This window comes from Sediminicoccus sp. BL-A-41-H5 (assembly GCF_050632405.1).
Taxonomy (GTDB): Bacteria; Pseudomonadota; Alphaproteobacteria; order Acetobacterales; family Acetobacteraceae; genus Roseococcus.
This window is the reverse complement of sequence record NZ_CP192601.1, coordinates 994,494-1,012,457: the sequence shown is the minus strand read 5'-3', so window position 1 is coordinate 1,012,457 and position 17,964 is coordinate 994,494. Positions and strand designations below refer to the sequence as shown.

General features: G+C 71.0%; 18 protein-coding genes. 14 read left to right on the top strand and 4 right to left on the bottom strand.

The features are described 5' to 3' along the window. Positions 1–30: 30 nt before the first annotated feature. Positions 31–309, bottom strand: a complete 279-nt coding sequence (locus ACQ860_RS05060) for a hypothetical protein (protein WP_431302324.1) — start codon at positions 307–309, stop codon at positions 31–33. Positions 310–395: 86 nt separating this feature from the next. Here ACQ860_RS05060 and ACQ860_RS05055 point away from each other — a divergent pair, with 86 nt between their 5' ends. From ACQ860_RS05055 to alaS, 11 genes are all read left to right on the top strand, one after another. Continuing rightward, the gene (locus ACQ860_RS05055; protein ID WP_431302323.1) at positions 396–782 is read left to right on the top strand and encodes a flagellar basal body protein; all 387 of its coding nucleotides are present in this window, start codon (positions 396–398) and stop codon (positions 780–782) included. 31 nt (positions 783–813) lie between these two features. Beyond that, the gene (gene flgC / locus ACQ860_RS05050) at positions 814–1,221 is read left to right on the top strand and encodes a flagellar basal body rod protein FlgC (RefSeq protein WP_431302322.1); all 408 of its coding nucleotides are present in this window, start codon (positions 814–816) and stop codon (positions 1,219–1,221) included. After that, positions 1,221–1,535 (top strand): flagellar hook-basal body complex protein FliE, encoded by a 315-nt coding sequence (locus tag ACQ860_RS05045; protein ID WP_431302321.1) that lies wholly within the window; start codon positions 1,221–1,223, stop codon positions 1,533–1,535. Before flgC ends, ACQ860_RS05045 begins: the two co-directional genes overlap by 1 nt. Before the next feature lie 49 nt (positions 1,536–1,584). Then, the gene (locus ACQ860_RS05040) at positions 1,585–1,860 is read left to right on the top strand and encodes a flagellar biosynthetic protein FliQ (protein ID WP_431302320.1); all 276 of its coding nucleotides are present in this window, start codon (positions 1,585–1,587) and stop codon (positions 1,858–1,860) included. After that, positions 1,857–2,636: a flagellar biosynthetic protein FliR gene (locus tag ACQ860_RS05035; RefSeq protein ID WP_431302319.1), complete on the top strand. Its 780-nt coding sequence runs from the start codon at positions 1,857–1,859 to the stop codon at positions 2,634–2,636. Before ACQ860_RS05040 ends, ACQ860_RS05035 begins: the two co-directional genes overlap by 4 nt. A 3-nt stretch (positions 2,637–2,639) precedes the next feature. After that, on the top strand, positions 2,640–3,695 hold the full coding sequence (locus ACQ860_RS05030; RefSeq protein WP_431302318.1) for an EscU/YscU/HrcU family type III secretion system export apparatus switch protein: 1,056 nt from the start codon (positions 2,640–2,642) through the stop codon (positions 3,693–3,695). Continuing rightward, positions 3,692–5,134 (top strand): ATP-binding protein, encoded by a 1,443-nt coding sequence (locus ACQ860_RS05025; protein WP_431302317.1) that lies wholly within the window; start codon positions 3,692–3,694, stop codon positions 5,132–5,134. The genes ACQ860_RS05030 and ACQ860_RS05025 overlap by 4 nt, the downstream gene beginning before the upstream one ends. 106 nt (positions 5,135–5,240) lie before the next feature. Further along, on the top strand, positions 5,241–6,272 hold the full coding sequence (recA, locus tag ACQ860_RS05020) for a recombinase RecA (protein ID WP_431302316.1): 1,032 nt from the start codon (positions 5,241–5,243) through the stop codon (positions 6,270–6,272). 54 nt (positions 6,273–6,326) lie between these two features. After that, a complete protein-coding gene (locus ACQ860_RS05015) occupies positions 6,327–7,493 on the top strand; it encodes an amidase (RefSeq protein WP_431302315.1) in 1,167 nt (388 codons plus the stop codon). Next, entirely contained in the window at positions 7,490–7,888 is a 399-nt protein-coding gene (locus ACQ860_RS05010) for an AtzH-like domain-containing protein (RefSeq protein WP_431302314.1), read from the top strand. Before ACQ860_RS05015 ends, ACQ860_RS05010 begins: the two co-directional genes overlap by 4 nt. A 53-nt stretch (positions 7,889–7,941) precedes the next feature. Next, entirely contained in the window at positions 7,942–10,584 is a 2,643-nt protein-coding gene (gene alaS, locus ACQ860_RS05005) for an alanine--tRNA ligase (protein WP_431302313.1), read from the top strand. Between the two features lie 145 nt (positions 10,585–10,729). On the opposite strand, the gene ACQ860_RS05000 is transcribed toward alaS, so the two are convergent. Continuing rightward, positions 10,730–11,479 carry an SDR family oxidoreductase gene (locus tag ACQ860_RS05000; RefSeq protein WP_431302312.1) on the bottom strand — a complete coding sequence of 250 codons (750 nt, stop codon included), beginning with the start codon at positions 11,477–11,479 and terminating at the stop codon, positions 10,730–10,732. Between the two features lie 66 nt (positions 11,480–11,545). On the opposite strand from ACQ860_RS05000, the gene ACQ860_RS04995 reads away from it, so the two are divergent. Continuing rightward, complete coding sequence (locus ACQ860_RS04995; protein WP_431302311.1) at positions 11,546–12,427, top strand: amidohydrolase family protein; 882 nt, start codon at positions 11,546–11,548, stop codon at positions 12,425–12,427. Positions 12,428–12,512: 85 nt separating this feature from the next. After that, the gene (locus tag ACQ860_RS04990; protein ID WP_431302310.1) at positions 12,513–13,097 is read left to right on the top strand and encodes a fasciclin domain-containing protein; all 585 of its coding nucleotides are present in this window, start codon (positions 12,513–12,515) and stop codon (positions 13,095–13,097) included. On the opposite strand, the gene pdeM is transcribed toward ACQ860_RS04990, so the two are convergent. Then, on the bottom strand, positions 13,075–13,806 hold the full coding sequence (pdeM, locus tag ACQ860_RS04985; protein WP_431302309.1) for a ligase-associated DNA damage response endonuclease PdeM: 732 nt from the start codon (positions 13,804–13,806) through the stop codon (positions 13,075–13,077). The genes ACQ860_RS04990 and pdeM overlap by 23 nt on opposite strands. A gap of 211 nt (positions 13,807–14,017) precedes the next feature. Here pdeM and ACQ860_RS04980 point away from each other — a divergent pair, with 211 nt between their 5' ends. Continuing rightward, on the top strand, positions 14,018–15,475 hold the full coding sequence (locus ACQ860_RS04980) for a TRIC cation channel family protein (RefSeq protein WP_431302308.1): 1,458 nt from the start codon (positions 14,018–14,020) through the stop codon (positions 15,473–15,475). Here ACQ860_RS04980 and ACQ860_RS04975 read toward each other — a convergent pair. Beyond that, on the bottom strand, positions 15,472–17,955 hold the full coding sequence (locus ACQ860_RS04975) for a ligase-associated DNA damage response DEXH box helicase (RefSeq protein ID WP_431302307.1): 2,484 nt from the start codon (positions 17,953–17,955) through the stop codon (positions 15,472–15,474). The two genes, ACQ860_RS04980 and ACQ860_RS04975, sit on opposite strands and share 4 nt — an antisense overlap. Between the last annotated feature and the right edge of the window lie 9 nt (positions 17,956–17,964).

Here is a 17,964-nt window from a genome sequence, read left to right as displayed (position 1 = left end):
CCTCCTGCCGGCGCTGGAGGGAAGGGCGTCTCAGGGCCGCGGCATGCAGAGGGAAAGCGCCTCCACCTCGCCCGCGAGGCGCAGCAGCGGCGGCAGCAGCGCCTCGCCGGAATCGCCCGGCATGCAGGCGACGGCGGCGCAGAGGCGCGCGGCCTCGCGGTCGAGCCCGCCGAGATCCACCTCGCGGCCGGCCAGCACCAGGGCGCGGGCCATGGTGAGCGTCGCGTGCAGGCTTTCGATCGCGGCGAGCATGGCCGCGATCTCGAAGCTGGGCGGCGGGGTCTCGGCGTGGCGCTGGGACTTCGGCATGCGCGCAGGATGCGGGGCGGAAGGTTAAGACTTCCTCAGCGCCGCGCTTCACGAAGTCTTAACCCCGGATGGTGTTGCCTGCGCCCATGGATGTCATCGGCCATTCCCCCGTCTCGCTTGCGGAGCGCCGCCTCGCCTGGCTCGATGCGCGCCAGAAGCTGCTGGCGCGCAACGTCGCCAATGCGGATACGCCCGGCTTCCGGCCGAGCGATGCCGTGCCCTTCCGGGCGGTGCTGGCGCGCAGCCATGCCACCGCCGGGCTGGTCACGACGGATGCGCGCCACCTCGTGCCCGCGCGCATGGCGAGCCTCGCCGCCGAGGCGCGCCGCGTGAGCGAGCGCACGCCCAATGGCAATGCCGTCTCGCTCGATGAGCAGGCGGTCCGCATCGCCGAGACCGACCAGGCGCATGCGCTGGCGATGGGCCTGCACCGCAAATACATCGGCCTGTTCCGCATGACGCTCGGCCGCTGATGCCCCACACCACCGACGCAGGAGACAGATGATGGACCTTGATCGCGCCCTTTCCATCTCGGCCGCCGGCATGGCGGCGCAATCCACGCGGCTGCGCGTGGTGGCCGAGAACATCGCCAATCGCGACAGCACCGGCCAGTCGCCCGGCGCTGACCCCTATCGCCGCAAGACGGTGACCTTCGCGAACCGCCTTGACCGGAACCTGGGCGCCGAGACCCTGCGCGTCTCCCGCATCGGCCGCGACCAGCGCGACTTCCCCGAGCGCTTCGACCCCGGCCACCCGGCCGCCGATGCGCGCGGCTATGTGAAGACCCCCAACGTGGACAGCCTGGTGGAGAACATGGACATGCGCGAGGCCAATCGCAGCTACTCGGCCAATCTGGCCGTGCTGGAGACGACGCGCGGCATGCTGCTGCGCGCCATCGAGACGCTGCGCTGATGGCCGCCCCGGTCATCGCGGCGCCCAGCCTCGCCATCGGGGGTGCGGCCGCCGCCTATCGCGCCGCCATGGGGGGTGCTGAGGCGCTCGCCCAGGGCGCCGGCTTCGGCGAGGCGCTGACCCGCGCCGCGCAGCGTGCCATCGATGTGGGGCAGGGGGCGGATGCCGCCTCGGCCCGCGCGCTGACGGGCGAGGGCAGCGTCACCGATGTCGTGCTCGCCGTCTCGCGCGCCGAAATCGCCTTGCAGACCGCGACCGCGGTGCGCGACCGCGTGATCAGCGCCTATCAGGACGTGATGCGCATGCCGATCTAGCGGGGCCGCTTTCCCGCTGGCGGCGCGCACCCGCAGGAGGCGGGGCCGCATGCTCGAACAACCTGTCGCGATGGCGATGCGCGAGGCGCTCTGGGTCAGCCTGCAGCTGGCGGGGCCGCCCCTGCTGCTGGTGCTGGCCATCGGCCTGGCCGTCTCGCTGTTGCAGGCGCTGACGCAGATCCAGGAGGCGACACTTGCCTTCCTGCCCAAGCTCGCCGCCATCGGCGGGCTTCTGCTGGTCATGGGGCCCTGGATGACGGGGCTGATGCAGGCCTGGTCCATCCGCCTCTTCGACCAGGTGATCGCGCTGGGCGGCCTGCCGTGACGCCAGCCGACGCCGCGCTGCTGGAGGCGCTGCCCGGCCTCGCCTTCCACGCCGTGCTGCTGCTCTGCCGCCTGGGGGCGGCCGCCATGCTGCTGCCTGGCCTGGGCGAGGCGGAGGTACCGGCGACGCTGCGCCTCGCGCTGGCGCTCGGCCTCGTGCTGGTGCTGCTGCCGGTGGTCTCGCCCGGCCTGCCCGCCATGCCGGGCGATGTTCCGGGCCTCGCCTTCCTGCTGCTGGCCGAGATCGGCATCGGCCTCTGGATCGGGCTGCTGGCGCGCTTCCTCGCCATGGCGCTGGCCCAGGCGGGGCAGGTGGTGGCGCTGCTCATCGGCCTCGCCTCGCCCTTGCAGGGGGATATGGTGCTGGGCGCCTCGGCCACCGCGCTGGCGCGCATGTTCGCGCTCGCCACCGCGGCGCTGGTGCTGGCCACCGGCCTCTACGAAATCCCGCTGCGCGCGCTGGTCGAGAGCTATGCCGTGCTGCCGGCGGGGATGGGCCTGCCCGGTGGCGCCGCGGCCGAGACGCTGGCGCGCAAGGCGGCGGACAGCCTCGCACTCGCCCTGCAGCTGGCCGCGCCCTTCGTGCTGGCGGCGATCCTGTTCAATGCCGGGCTCGGCCTGATCGCGCGCCTCGCCCCGCAGGCGCAGGTCTTCGTGGTCGCCGCCCCGGTGCAGATTCTGGGCGGCTTCCTGCTCATCATCCTGTTGCTGCCCGCCATCCTCGCCGTCTGGCAGGGCGCCATGGTGCAAGGCTTCCAGCGGCTGCCGGGGGGCTGAGCCATGGCCGAGGAGAATGAGGACGACAGCAGCGCCGAAAAGACCGAGCCACCCACCCAGAAGCGGCTCGACCAGGCGGCGCAGCAGGGCAATATCGCCCTCTCGCGCGAGGCGGTGGGCTTTGCCACGCTGCTTGCCACCACGCTCCTCGCCGCGATCCTGCTGCCCGGCCAGGTGGCGGAGGTGGCGGCCACGATGCGTGGCACGCTCGGCCGCGCGCATGAACTGGGCGTGGGGCTGGTGGCGCGCGAATGGCTAGGCCTATTCCTGCAACTGGCCTGGCCGGTCGCGGCGGCGGCGGCGGCGGGTGCCGTCATCGCCACCCTCGTGCAGACGCGCGGCGTAATCTCGGCCACCTCCATGGCGCCGACCCTCTCCAAGATCTCGCCCATCGCCGGTGTCACGCGCATCCTGGGGCCGGAGGGGCTGCTGGAATTCGCGCGCACGCTGATCAAGATCATCATCGTGGCCGCGGCCATCTGGTATGTCGCGGCGGACCTGCCGGCGCTGGCCGCGCTGCTCAGCGCGCCGCCGGCCGCGATGTTCGGCGCGGCGGGATGGGGCGTGCTGCGCCTGCTGGGCGCGACCCTCGCCGCCTTCGCGCTGCTCGTCATCCTGGACGTGATCCTGGTGCGCTTCCGCCACCTCGAACGCCTTCGCATGTCCCGCCAGGAGCTGAAGGACGAGATGAAGGAAAGTGAGGGCGACCCGCTCATCAAGGGCCGCCTGCGCCAGCTGCGCGAGGCGGCGGGTCGGCGGCGCATGATGGCCGCCGTGCCGCGCGCCACCGTCGTCATCACCAATCCCACGCATTATGCCGTAGCTTTGGCCTATGAGTCCGGGCAGGCGGCGGCGCCGCGCGTGGTGGCGAAGGGGGTGGATGAGATGGCAGCCCGAATCCGCGAGGTCGCGCGCCAGGCGGGCGTGCCGGTGATGGCGGATCCGCCGCTCGCCCGCGCGCTCTATCGCGTCGAGCTGGAGGAGGAGATCCCGGCCGAGCATTGGGACGCGGCGGCGCGCATCATCGCCTATGTCATGCGGCTGAAGGGCAGGCCGTGACGCGCGTGCCCCCCACGGCCGAGGCGCTGGTGACTGCCATGCCGCAACCCGCGGCCCTGCTGGATATCGGCGGCCGGGTGGTGCTGGCCAATGCGGCGATGCGCGGCGCGCTGGGCGGCGCCGTGCTGATCCGCCCGGGAGAAATCGCCGCGCGCCTCTTTCCCGCGGCGGAGGGAGCGATCCGCGCCGCGCTCGCCGGCCAGTCGCCGCCCCTGGTGGAGATCGCCTCGGTCGGCCTGCTGCGCCTCGTGCCGCTGAGTTCCGGCAGCGGCGCGCTGCTGCTGCTGGAGGGCGTGGCGCCCGGCCTCGGCGCGCGGCTTGAGATCCTGGGCCGGCTCGCCGGCGGTATCGCGCATGATTTCAACAACCTGCTCTCGGTGATCCTGGGCGCGGCGGGCTCGCTCCGGCACGTGGCCCCGGGCATGGCCGCCATGACCGAGCTGGAGGCGATCGAGGCGGCGGCCGAGCGCGGCTCGGCCCTGGTGAAGCAGCTGCTCGCCTTCGCGCGGCAGCAGGTGATGGCGCCCCGTGTGCTGGACCTGAACGATTCGATCCGCGCGCTGGCCGTCATGCTGCCGCGCCTGCTGGGCGCCCGCATCGAGCTGATGCTGGACCTGGAGGAACCCTCGCGCCGCATCCGCGTGGACCCCTCGCAATGGGACCAGGTGCTGCTGAACCTCGTGGTGAATGCGCGCGACGCCATGAAGGGGGAGGGGCGGCTGCGGATCGCCACCGGGCGGCGGCTGGTGCTGGACAGCCTGGCCCTGCCGGCCGGGCGCTACGCCATGGTGGAAGTCACGGATAACGGCCCCGGCATCGCGGCCGAATTGCTGCCCCACATCTTCGAGCCCTTCTTCACCACCAAGCTGGAAGCGGGCGGCACCGGGCTCGGCCTCGCCACCGTGCAGGGCATCATCGGCCAGCTCGGCGGCCAGATGGAGGTGGAGAGCGCGCCGGGCCAGGGCACCACCTTCCGCATCCTGCTGCCGCGCCACGAGGGCCCGGCCGATGCGCCGCCGCCCCCGCCCCGCCCGATTCCGGTGGCTGTGCCCGTCGGGCCTGTGCTGCTGGTGGATGACGAGCCCTCGCTGCTGCGCGTGGCCTGCCTCTGCCTGCAACAGGCCGGCTTCGAGGTGGTGCAGGCGTTGGATGGCGAGGAGGCGCTGGAGCGGCTGGAGGAAGGGCTGAAGCCCTGCCTGATCGCGACCGACGTCGCCATGCCCGGGATGGACGGGCTGACGCTGGCGCGCGCCGCGCGGCGGCTGATGCCCGATGTGCCCGTGCTGCTGCTCTCCGGCTATTCGGCCGCGGTGGTGGATTCCGACCTGGCGCAGGAGGGGTTCCGCTTCCTCGCCAAGCCCTATACGCCCGACACGCTGAAAATGGCGGTGGCGGGCGCTTTCCTCCCCCTTGCAACGCGGCGCGATATGGAACATTAATAGAACACGAACCCGAGCCGCCGTCCGGATTCATAATTTGAATCGGGTGGGCGGTGCGGGCATTGCGTGTAATCTGACCCGGCAAGGGTTGTAGAGGATCTCCAATATGGAAAAGGGAAAGGCGCTCGACGCCGCGCTGAGCCAGATCGAACGGGCGTTCGGCAAGGGCTCCATCATGCGGATGGGCAGCAAGAGCGCCATGGAGGGGATCGAGGTGATCTCCTCCGGCTCGCTTGGGCTGGATCTTGCCTTGGGCATCGGGGGCTTCCCCAAGGGCCGCATCATCGAGATCTACGGCCCGGAATCCTCGGGCAAGACGACGCTCGCGCTGCACGCCATCGCCGAGGCCCAGAAGAAGGGCGGCACCTGCGCCTTCATTGACGCCGAGCACGCGCTCGACCCCGGCTACGCCCGCAAGCTCGGCGTGGATGTGGAGAATCTGCTGATCAGCCAGCCCGATGGCGGCGAGCAGGCGCTCGAGATCGCCGATACGCTGGTGCGCTCGGGCGCGATCGACGTTCTGGTGGTGGACAGCGTTGCGGCTCTCGTGCCCAAGGCCGAGCTGGAGGGCGAGATGGGCGACACCCATGTCGGCCTGCATGCGCGCCTCATGTCCCAGGCGCTGCGCAAGCTGACCGGCACGGTCAGCCGCTCCAACACGCTGATGATCTTCCTGAACCAGATCCGCCTGAAGATCGGCGTGATGTTCGGCAACCCCGAGACCACGACCGGCGGCAATGCGCTGAAGTTCTACGCCTCCTGCCGGCTCGAGATCCGCCGCATCGGCGCGATCAAGGAGCGCGAGGAGACGACGGGCAACCAGACCCGCGTGAAGGTGGTGAAGAACAAGATGGCCCCGCCCTTCCGGCAGGTCGAGTTCGACATCATGTATGGCGAGGGCATCAGCAAGGTGGGCGAGTTGATCGACCTCGGCGTGAAGGCCGGCGTGGTCGAGAAGTCGGGCGCCTGGTTCAGCTGCGATGGCCAGCGCATCGGCCAGGGACGCGAGAACGCGAAGCAGTATCTGCGCGACAATCCCGCCATGGCCGACAGCATCGAGAAGCGCATCCGCGGCCAGGCCGCGACGGTGGCGGGTGCGATGATGGTGGCCCCCGACGGCGAGGGTGACGACGAGTAGCCAAGCGCGCTGCGCGCGGCCAAGCTGCGCGCTCCATCGCCTGGAGCGCGCCGCATGACATCTCCCTTCGTCCCTGGAAGCTCGATCCGCATCGAGGGCCGGCCGGGCGGCCCGCTCGCGGGCCTGACCTTCGCGGCGAAGGATCTGTTCGATGTGGCGGGCACGCCCACCGGCGGCGGCAATCCTGATTGGGCGCGGCAGAACCCCATCCCCACGCGGCATGCCTGGGCGGTGCAGACGCTGCTCGACGCGGGTGCGACGCTGGTCGGCAAGACCATCACGGATGAGGTCTCGCTCGGCATCCTGGGCGAGAACGCCTTCGAGGGCACGCCGCTCAACCCCGCCGCCCCCGGTCATGTGCCGGGCGGCTCCTCCTCCGGCTCGGCCAGCGCGGTGGCGCAGGGGATCTGCGACACGGCGCTGGGCACGGATACCGGTGGATCGGTCCGTGTGCCGGCGAGCTTCTGCGGGCTCTACGGCATCCGGCCGACGCATGGGCGGCTGGACCTGACCGGCATGCTGCCCCAGGCGCCGAGTTCGGACACCACGGGCTGGTTCGCGCGCGACGCCAAGACCTTCGCCCGCGTCTCCGAGGTGCTGCTGGGCGAGTCTGTCCCGGAGGCGCTGCCGACCCGCCTCGTCATCGCCACCGACGCCTTCGGCTTCGCCGAACCCGCGACGGCGGCGGCGCTGGAGCCCATGGTACGGCGCCTGAAGGCCATTATCCCGGACACCCGCTTCGACCTGATGGCCCCGCCCGGCCTCTCCGTCTGGGGTCGCGCCCAGCGCGTGCTGCAGCCGGTCGAGGCCTGGGAAACCTTTCGCGAATGGGTGGAACGCGACAATCCGCGCTTCGCCTTCTCCGTCGCCAAGGGCCTCGTGCTGGGGGCGATGTCGAGCGAGGCGGATCGCGGCTGGGCTGCGCTGATGCGGCAGGAGGTGCGCGGCCGCATGCGGCATCTGCTGCCGCCCGGCACCGTGCTGGCCCTCCCCACCACGCCCTTTCCGGCGCCCAGGGCCGGGCTGCCGCTCGGTGAGCTCATGCCGCTGCGGGACCAGATCCTCTGCCTCTGCGCCCAGGGCGGCCTGGCCGGCCATCCGCAGCTCAACATCCCCGGCGCCACGGTGGAGGGGCGGCCCGTCGGCCTCTCGCTGATCGCCGCCCGTGGCGCCGATGCGCTGCTGATCCGCACCGCCCTTGCTTTGGAGAACGCCGCATGACCCCCAATATCCCGGAAGTCGTCGAGGAAATCCGCGAGAAATTCGAGCGCTATGAGGCCGCGCTGATCTCCAAGGATGTCGAGGTGCTGGACGACACCTTCTGGAATTCGCCGCACACGCGCAGGCTGGCCATCCATGAGAACGGCTTCGGCTTCGACGAGATCCAAGCCCATCGCGTGCGCCGCCCGCCCGGGCCCGGCATCAAGCTGGAGCGCCTGCGCCTCGACATCCTGACGCTCGGGCGCGACTTCGCGGTGGTGAACCTGATCTTCAAGATGCGCGGCCGCGGCGACCTGCCGGCGCGCCAGACGCAGACCTGGGTGCGCTTCCCGGATGTGGGTTGGAAGGTGGTTTCCGCCCATGTCTCGGTGACGGAGGCGACGCCGGCCTATTGAGGCGGCTGCCCGGCCGGGGTAATTCCACGCCCTCAGTCATTTGGGCGCCCTTCATGAGCAGCAGCAACGACATCCGCGCGACCTTCCTCGGCTATTTCGCGCGCAACGGCCATCGCGTGGTGGAGAGCAGCCCGCTCGTCCCCCGGAATGATCCCACGCTCATGTTCGCCAATTCCGGCATGGTGCAGTTCAAGAACGTCTTCACCGGGCAGGAGAAGCGCGACTACGTGACCGCCACCACGGCGCAGAAATGCGTGCGCGCCGGCGGCAAGCACAATGACCTCGACAATGTCGGCTACACCGCGCGCCACCATACCTTCTTCGAGATGCTGGGGAATTTCTCCTTCGGCGACTATTTCAAGGAACAGGCGATCGAGCACGCCTGGACGCTGATCACCAAGGATTTCGCCCTGCCCAAGGACCGCCTGCTGGTCACGGTCTACTCCGAGGACGAACAGGCCGCGGGCTACTGGAAGAAGATCGCGGGCCTGCCCGACAGCCGCATCATCCGGATCAACACCGACGACAATTTCTGGCGCATGGGCGACACCGGCCCCTGCGGCCCGTGCTCGGAGATCTTCTTCGACCATGGTGACAAGATCCCGGGCGGCCCGCCGGGCAGCGACGACCAGGATGGCGACCGCTTCATCGAGATCTGGAACCTGGTCTTCATGCAGTTCCTGGAGGAGCCGAAAGGCACCCGGAACCCGCTGCCGCGCCCCTCGATCGACACCGGCATGGGGCTGGAGCGCTTCGCCGCCATCCTCCAGGGCAAGCACGACAACTACGACACCGACACCTTCCGCGCGATCATCCTCGAATCCGCGCAGCTCACGGGCCAGGAGCCGGACGGCCCGTTCCGCGCCAGCCACCGCGTGGTGGCGGACCACCTGCGGGCCGGCTCCTTCCTGATCGCGGACGGCGTGCTCCCCTCGAACGAGGGCCGCGGCTATGTGCTGCGCCGGATCCTGCGCCGCGCCATGCGCCACGCGCACATGATGGGCGCGGCGGAGCCCCTGCTGCACCGCCTCTTCCCCGCGCTGGAGCGGCAGATGGCGGCGGCCTACCCGGAACTCAGCCGCGCCGCCTCGCTCATCACCGAGACCTTCAAGTTGGAGGAGACGCGCTTCCGCACCCTGCTGGACCGCGGCCTCGGCCTGCTGGAGGCCGAGAAGGCCAAGCTCGGCGAGAAGGAAGCGCTGCCGGGCGACGTGGCCTTCCGTCTCTATGACACCTACGGCTTCCCACTGGACCTGACGCAGGACGCGCTGCGCGCCGAGGGCCGCGCCGTGGACGTGGCGGGCTTCGACGCCGCCATGGCCGAGCAGAAGAAGCGCGCCCGCGCCGCCTGGGCCGGCTCGGGCGAGGCGGCGACCGAGACGCTCTGGTTCGACCTGAAGGAGAAGCTCGGCGCCACGGAATTCCTCGGCTACTCGACCGAGAGCGCCGAGGGCAGCATCGTCGCGATCGTCGCCGACGGCGCCTCGGTGAACAGCGTGGCCCAGGGGCGCGAGGTTTCCGTCATCCTGAACCAGACGCCCTTCTATGGCGAAAGTGGCGGCCAGCAGGGCGATGGCGGCGTGATCCGCGTGGGCGATGCCGTGATCCGCATCCGCGACACGCAGAAGAAGCTGGGCGACCTCTTCGTGCATCTGGGCGTGGTGGAGAAGGGCGATGTCAGCGTGGGCCAGGCGGTGATCGCCGAGGTGGACCACACGCGCCGCGGCGCGATCCGCGCGCACCATTCGGCGACGCATCTGCTGCATGAGGCGCTGCGCCGGCGCCTCGGCACGCATGTCGCGCAGAAGGGCTCGCTCGTCGCGCCCGAGCGCCTGCGCTTCGACGTCTCGCAGCCCACGCCCATCGCGGCCGAGGACCTCGCCTGGGTCGAGGCCGAGGTGAATGCCCGCATCCGCGAGAATGCCGAGGTCACGACGCGCCTGATGACGCCCGACGCCGCGGTGGCCGAGGGTGCCATGGCGCTCTTCGGCGAGAAATATGGCGAGGAGGTCCGCGTCGTCGCCATGGGGCATGACCCGGCGGCGACGGACCGCGCGGGCCATTACTCCATCGAGCTCTGCGGCGGCACGCATGTGAAGCGCACGGGCGATATCGGCATGTTCCGCCTGGTCTCCGAGGGTGCGGTCGCGGCCGGCGTCCGCCGCATCGAGGCGGTGACGGGGGCTGCCGCCTATGCCGCGATGGAGACCGAGGCGCGCCTGCTGCGCGAGGCTGCCGCCGTGCTGAAGGTGAGCCCGGCCGACCTGCCCGCGCGCGTGGCCGCGCTGATGGAGGATCGCCGCCAGCTCGAGCGCGACCTGACCGAGACGCGCAAGAAGATGGCGACCTCGGGGGTCGAGGTGGAGACGGTGGCCGGGCTGCGCCTCGCGCTGAAGAACCTGGGCGACATGCCGGCCAAGGAGCTGAAGGGCATGGCCGAGGCCATCCTGAAGGGCGGCGCCGCCGATGTGGTGGCGCTGGTCTCGGGCGCCGAGGGCAAGGCCAGCATCGTGGTCGGCGTGGGCGAGGTGGCCAAGGGCCGGGCCGATGCCGTGGCGCTGGTGCGCGCGGCCTCGGCGGCGGTCGGCGGCAAGGGCGGCGGCGGCCGGCCCGACATGGCCCAGGCCGGTGGCCCCGATGGCGACAAGGTGGATGAGGCGCTGAGCGCGATCCGCGTGGCGCTGGCGACGGGCTGAGAAAAGGGCCTCCCGCGGCCGGGGCCGGGAGGCCCCGGACCCCGATCCTTGGGGCGGCGCCGCTCCTGTCAGCTCGGCTCCGGACCGAACGCCTGGGGTCTGGGGCCTCTCGGCCCCAGCCGCCGGAGGCCTCTTTTCTCTCTGCTCAACCCCGCCCTTCCCACGGCATGAGCGAGGCCTTCACCGTCAGGAAGGGCACATTCGCCTCGGGCGTCACGCTGTCCATGAACAGCACGGCATTGGCCACGTTCTGCACATCCATCGTGGCTTCCACCATCATCTCGCCATTGGGCTGCTTCACGCCCTTTTGCATGCGCGCCGTCATGTTCGTCGCCGCATTGCCGATGTCGATCTGACCGGCGCAGATGTTGTACTTGCGCCCGTCCAGGATGAGCGACTTGGTCAGGCCCGTGATGGCGTGCTTCGTCGCCGTATAGGCCACGCTGTCCGGCCGCGGCGTATGCGCGCTGATCGAGCCATTGTTGATGATGCGCCCGCCCTGCGGCGTCTGCTCCTTCATCATGCGGAAGGCCTGCTGCGCGCACATGAAGCTGCCGGTCAGGTTCACATTCACCACCTCCAGCCACTTCTCCACGGGCAGGTCCTCCAGCAGGTAGCCCTGCACGCCCATGCCGGCATTGTTGAACAGCAGGTCGCAGCGGCCCCACTTGGCCTTGAGCGCGGCAAACAGCGCGTTCACGCCATCGGGCGAGGCAACGTCGGTCGCCATGGGCAGGGCGTTGCCGGAATTGGCGCCGGCCATCTGGGCCGTCTCATCCAGCGCATCCTGGCGGCGCGCGGCCAGCGCCACGCGGTAGCCCGCCTTCAGCAGGCCCAGAGCCACGGCGCGCCCGATCCCCGTGCTCGCCCCCGTCACCACCGCCACCTTGCTCATCGCGTCTCTCCCTGAATGATGTGGGCGCAGATTGCGCCGGCCGCGCGATGCCCGCAATCTCACCCCATGGAACTCAGCTACACCTGCGCCCCCGCGAACGCCGTGACGAACCCGCCCCGGCAGCGCGCGCCCGAGGGCAGCTGCGACAGCCATTTCCACATCTTCGGTCCCTATGACCGCTGGCCCCTGAGCGCCACGCGGCCCTATACGCCGCCGCCCGCGCTGATCGGCCACTACCTCGACATGGCCAACACGCTCGGCCTCTCCCGCCGCGTCGTGGTGCAGGCCAGCGTCTATGGCACCGACAATGCCGTGACGCTGGATGCCGTGGCGCAATTCGGCCTCGACAACGCGCGGGCCATCGTCGTTGTGGATGACGCGGCGCCCGCGGCCGAATTGCGGCGCATGGCCGATGCGGGGGCCGTCGGCGTGCGGTTCAACGCCGTCAGCGGCAATGGCACGCCGGTCGAGCAGCTGGAATCGCTGGCGCGCCGCGTGGCCGATCTCGGCTGGCACATCCAGCTCTACATGAAGGGCGATGTGCTGGCGGCACTCGCCCCGCGCCTCGCCGCGCTGCCGGTGCCGCTGGTGCTGGACCACATGGCCGGCGTGGATGCCGCCCATGGGCCGTATGGCGCGCATCTCGCGGCCGCGCTCCGGCTGATCGAGACCGGGCGCGTGCATGTGAAGCTCTGCGGCTACCGCGCGAGCCGCGCCCCCTATGCCGACCTCACGCCCATCGCGCGCCGCTTCGTGGATGCGGCGCCCGAGCGCTGCGTCTGGGGCACCGACTGGCCGCACACGCAATTCGCCACACCCGCGCAGATGCTGGATGACGGGCTGCTGCTCGACTGGCTCTTCGACTGGGTGCCGGATGAGGCCGCGCGCCATCGCATCCTGGTGGACAACCCGGCCGCGCTCTACGGCTTCGGCCAACAGCCGCGCTGACGCTTTCCGGGGGCCGGCTGCAACCGGGCCGCGGATTGGGGCGTTCCCACGGGGTATTCGGACAACCCGTCCCGGAGGACTCCACATGCCCCAACGCCGCTTCTTCCTGCTTGGCGCCGCCGCCCTTCTGCCCGCCCCGCTCTTCGCCCAGGGCGTCGTGCTGGGTATCGTCCAGCCCACCAATGTCGTGGATACGCTGGCCGCCGCCGGCAACTACGACAACTTCATCGAGATGCTCTCGCGCGCCGGCCTGGTCGAGACGCTGCGCGGCGCGGGCCCCTATACCGTGCTCGCGCCCGACAACGCGGCCATGGCGCGCATGCCGAATTCCCTGCGGGAGATGCTGGACCCCAGCACCGGCGGCTCGGGACCGCAGCGCCAGGACCCCGACCGCGTGCGTCTGCTCGCCTTCGGCAACATGCACATCATCGAGGGGCGCTACCCCATGGAGATGATGCTGGGCCGCACCACCCAGGTGCGCACCCGCAACGGCAACCAGGTCGAGTTCATCGGCGGCCAGGGCAATGTCGTCCAGGCGCGGATCGTGGGCGACAGCGGCTTCGGCGTGGGCGGCATCAACATCCCCCTCTCGCCCATCACGCTGGGCGCGCGGGAGATCATCTGCAGCAACGGCATCGTCCTGCCGATCAGCGAGCCGCTGCTCCAGTAGCGGCCGCGACGCTGGTGGCGAAGGACTGGCGCAGCGCCTCGAAAGCGGCGCTGTGCAGTCTCTCCCGCCCCAGCAGGAAAACGCGCTGCGCGCCCCGCGTCAGCCCCGCCATCGCGGGATCGAGGACATCGAGCCCGCCGGTGAAGGCGCCGAAGGCCGGCAGCACCAGCCGCTGCCCGCTGGCAAGGAAACAGGGGCGCGTGATGCCCCCGGCGCGGGTCGGCAGCGTCGCCTTCGGATGGTAGTGGCCGCTCAGCTCGGCTTCGTGCCGGGGCAGGGGAGCGGTGCCGCCGATGTGCCGGAAATGCAGCCGCCCTTCCTTCCATTCCGGTACGCAGGTCCCAGGCAGTTCCGGCTGCGGCGCGGGGTCGTGATTGCCCGCGATCCAGAGCACCTCCAGCGGTGAGAGCAGGCGCGCGAGCGTCGCGCGGTCGGTGGGTGCCATGCGGGCCAGCGCGCCGTCATCATGCAGCGCATCGCCGAGCACGATCACGCGGCGGGGCGCGTAGCGGCGCAGGCTGACGCCCAGGCGCTCCAGCGTCTCCCGCGTGTCATAGGGCGGCACGGGGTGGCCGCGCATGGCCTGGGCGCTGCCCTTCTCGAAATGCAGGTCGGCCACGATCAGCGTGCGTGCCGCCGGCCAGAGGGCGACCCCGCTGGGACACAGCATCAGGCGTTCGCCCGCGAGGTGCAGGGGGGCAGCGATCATGGGGCGTTCCGGCGGGGCATGGCGCCCGTCTCATAGAGCATGATCGGCCGCCGCGGAATCGCGCCCGGCCGCGATCCATCCATCCCGAGGGCTTGAACGGGCAGGGGGAAGCCGGGTGAAGGCGGCATCGCCGGCCGGGTATTGCCGCTTGCCTGAACCGGCGCTTCGCCATCACCATGACCTGGAACGCATCGGAGCGGATTGGCGCGTGTTGCAACGGCTTTGGCTTCTGGCTCTCTGCTTCTGTCTCGCCTGGGCCCCGGGACGGGCGCAGGAGCAGCCCCCGCTCCGCATCGGCTGGTATGCCGAGGCACCCTTCCAGAAGGAGGGGCCCTCCGGCCTGACCGGGCTCGACATCGAGATGGTGCGTGCCGTCGCGCGCCACGCGGGCCAGGGCCTCGCCTTCACCCGGGTGCCCTATACCGAGCTGATGGAGGAGGTGGCCACCGGCCGCCGGGACCTCGCTTCCGGCATCGCCTGGACGCCGGAGCGCGCCGCTGCGGGGCGCATGAGCCGCGCCTATCGCCAGGATGTGAACGTGCTGATCCAGCGGCGAGAGGGCGGGGCGCCGCCCAGCGCCTTCGACGCGCCGGGCCTGCTCGCGCATCTGCGCAACTCGGAGTTCCGCATCGGCGTCATCGCCGGCTATTCCTATGGCGACGCGGCGCTGGACGCCTGGCTGGCCGATCCCGCGCGGGGCGCGCGGGTGCGGCGCAGTGGCGATGACGCCGCCAACCTGCGCCTTCTGCTGGCGGGCGAGATTGACGGCTTCCTGGCGGAGCGGCTGAGCGCGGCCGCCCTGGTCGCCGCCAGCGCCGCCCCGCGCGCGGTGGAGGAGAACCGCCATCTGCGTCTCTTCATCCCGCTGCACCTCATGTTCAGCCGGGAGGTGCCCGAAGCGACGGTGGTCGCCTTCGACGCCGCCATCGCCGCGCTGCGCGCCGATGGCACGCTCGACAAGATCGCCGTGCGCTTCCGTGCGCCCGTGCTGCTGGGCCTCACGCTCAATTCGCGCTGGTTCTTCGTGCTGGAGGTGATCGGCACGCTGGCGGGCGCGCTGGCCGGCTATCTCGCGGCGCGGTCCGGGCGCTACAGCCTGTTCGGCGCGCTGATCCTGGCCGCGACGACGGCCGTCGGCGGCGGCGTGCTGCGCGACCTGCTGGTGGGCCGGCATCCGATCGGCGTGATGAGCAGCCCGGTCTATCTGCAGCTGGTGCTGGGCACCGTGCTGCTGGCCTATGCGGTGGGGCGGGTGGCGGCCGCCCTGCCGCGCCTCGCGCCCCCCAGCCTCGGGCGAGCCTGGCGCGAGCGCCTCTTCGACCTCGCGGACGCGATCGGGCTTGGCACCTTCAGCGTGGTGGGCGTCGCCGTCGCGGTCGGCACGCCGGGGCCGCTCTGGCTCTGGGGGCCGCTGCTCGGCGCCATCACCGGGGCGGGTGGCGGCATCATCCGCGACATCATCCGCGGCGGTGGCGACGTGCCCAACCTCAAGACCGGCTTCTATGGCGAGGTGGCGCTGATCTGGAGCTTCCTCCTCGCCTCCTGGCTCGAGTGGCGCAGCGCGGTGATCGAGCGGGAGGAGGTTCTGCTGGCCGTTCTCGTCACCGTCTCGGGTGCGGTGGTGACGCGCATGGCGCTGCTCCGGATGCGCGCGCCGGGGCTGCCCTAACGCCGCCTTCGCTCGCGCGGGCGGCGGGGGCGCGGCTCGGGCGGCGGCTCGCCGGCTTCGAACAGCGGTTCCTCGAAGCTCTCAAGCCCGCCCGTCGCTTCCTCGACCAGCGCCGCGGCCTCGGCCAGCAGCGCCTCCTGCGCATCGCCCGCCACCCATTCGCGGCCGATCTCCAGCATGACCGGCACGGCGAGTGGCGAGACCTGGTCGAGCCCGCGGTGGCGGATGCGGCCCTTGGCGCGGGCCAGCATGGCGCCGATGCGGCGGATGTCCGTCAGGCCATGCGCGGCCTCGGCCCGGGTGGCGCGGAGCAGGATATGGTCGGGCTCATGCTTGCGCAGCACGTCGTAGATGAGGTCGGAACTGACGCTCATCTGGCGGCGGTTCTTCTCCTGCCCCGGATGGTGCTTCTCGAGCAGGCCCGCGATGGTGGCGATGTTGCGGAAGGTGCGGCGGAGCATGGAGCTTTCCGCCATCCAATCTTCCAGATCCTCGCCCAGCAGATCCTCGATGAAGAGTTCCGCGGGGTCGCCCGGCTCGAAGGCGGTCCAGCAGGCGAGGATATAATCGGTCGCGACGAAGCCGAGCGGCGCCCAGCCCAGCCGCTCCATGCGCCGGGTCGCGAGCATGCCGAGCGTCTGGTGCGCGAGGCGCCCCTCAAAGCAATATGCCACCAGATACCAGCGCCCGCCGCGCGGGAAGGTCTCGACCAGCAGGCCGTCGGCGCTCGGCAATTCGCTGCGCAAGCGCTGCATGCCGAGCCATTCGCGCACGCTCTCGGGCAGCATGGCCCAGTGGGTGGGGTCGCTCAGGATGCCGCGCACGCGGTCCGCGAGGTGTGTGGAGAGCGGCATGCGGGCACCGCCATAGGTGGGCACGCGCGGCTCCCGTCCGCCGCCGCGCGAGACCTCGGCCGTCACACCCGAGATGCCCTCATAGCAGAGGACCTGGCCGGCGAAGCGGAAGGTATCGCCCGGTGAGAGGGTGGAGATGAACCATTCCTCCACCTCGCCCAGGATGGGCCCGCCGCGCAGCTTCACCTTCATGAGCGGGAGTTCGACGATCGTGCCCAGGTTCAGGCGCAATTGGCGGGCCACGGCCGTGCCGCGCACATGGACGAGGCCCTCGGAATCGCGGAAGAGCCGCCGCCAGCGCTCGTAATTGGCGAGCGCATAGCCGCCATCCTCGACGAAGCGCAGCACATCGTCGAAATCGCGGCGGCTGAGTTCGGCATAGGCGCCGGCGCGGGTGACTTCGGCGTAGAGGTCATCCGGCCGGAAGGGCGCATGGCAGGCCATGGCGAGGATATGCTGCGCCAGCACGTCGAGCCCGCCGGGGCGCGGTTCCTCGCCATCCAGCTCGCCTGCGGCGATGCTCTCCAGCGCGGCCGCGCATTCGATCACCTCGAAGCGGTTGGCGGGGACGAGCATGGCCGCACTCGCCTCATCCATCCGGTGATTGGCGCGGCCCACGCGCTGCAGCAGGCGGGAGACGCCCTTGGGCGCGCCCACCTGGATCACCTGGTCCACATCGCCCCAGTCAATGCCGAGGTCGAGCGAGGAGGTGGCGACCACGCCGCGCAGCTTGCCGGCCGCCATCGCCGCCTCGACCTTGCGGCGCTGCTCGACCGTGAGGCTGCCGTGATGCACGGCGATGGGGAGCGAATCCTCGTTGATCTTCCACAGCGCGGCGAAGATCAGCTCGGCCTGGGCGCGGGTGTTCACGAAGACGATGGTGACGCGCGCCGCCGCGATGCGGGCCAGGATCTCGGGCGCGGAATCGAGGCCCATATGCCCACCCCAGGGCAGGCGGCCTTCCGGCAACTGCACGCCCAACTGCGGCGGCGCGCCGCCGGCCGCGCGGATGAGCGCCACATCCTCGGCCCGCGCGGTGGGCGAGAGCCAGGCGCGCAGCGCCTCGGGGTGGTTCACCGTGGCGGAGAGGCCGACGCGCCGCGCATCCGGGGCCAGCGTGGCGAGGCGCGAGAGGCAGAGGCATAACTGGTCGCCGCGCTTGGTGCCGGCCAGCGCATGCGCCTCATCCACCACGATGGCGGCGAGGCTGCCGAAGATCTCGCCCGCATCGGGCAGCGAGAGCAGCAGCGTCAGGCTCTCCGGCGTGGTCAGCAGGATATGCGGCGGTGTGGCGCGCTGCCGGGCGCGGCGATTGGCGGGCGTGTCGCCCGTGCGGGTCTCGACGCGGATGGGCAGGCCCATCTCGGCGATGGGCGCCTCCAGGTTGCGCGCGATATCCACCGCCAGGGCCTTGAGCGGCGAGATGTAGAGCGTGTGCAGACCCTCGCGCGGGTTCTCATGCAAGGCGATGAGCGAGGGCAGGAAGCCCGCCAGCGTCTTGCCGCCGCCGGTCGGCGCGATCAGCAGGGCGGAATGCCCCGCGCGCGCGGCTTCCAGCATGTCGAGCTGATGCGCCCTGGGCGCCCAGCCGCGCCCGGCGAACCAGCGCGTGAAGAGTTCTGGCATTGTTCTCAC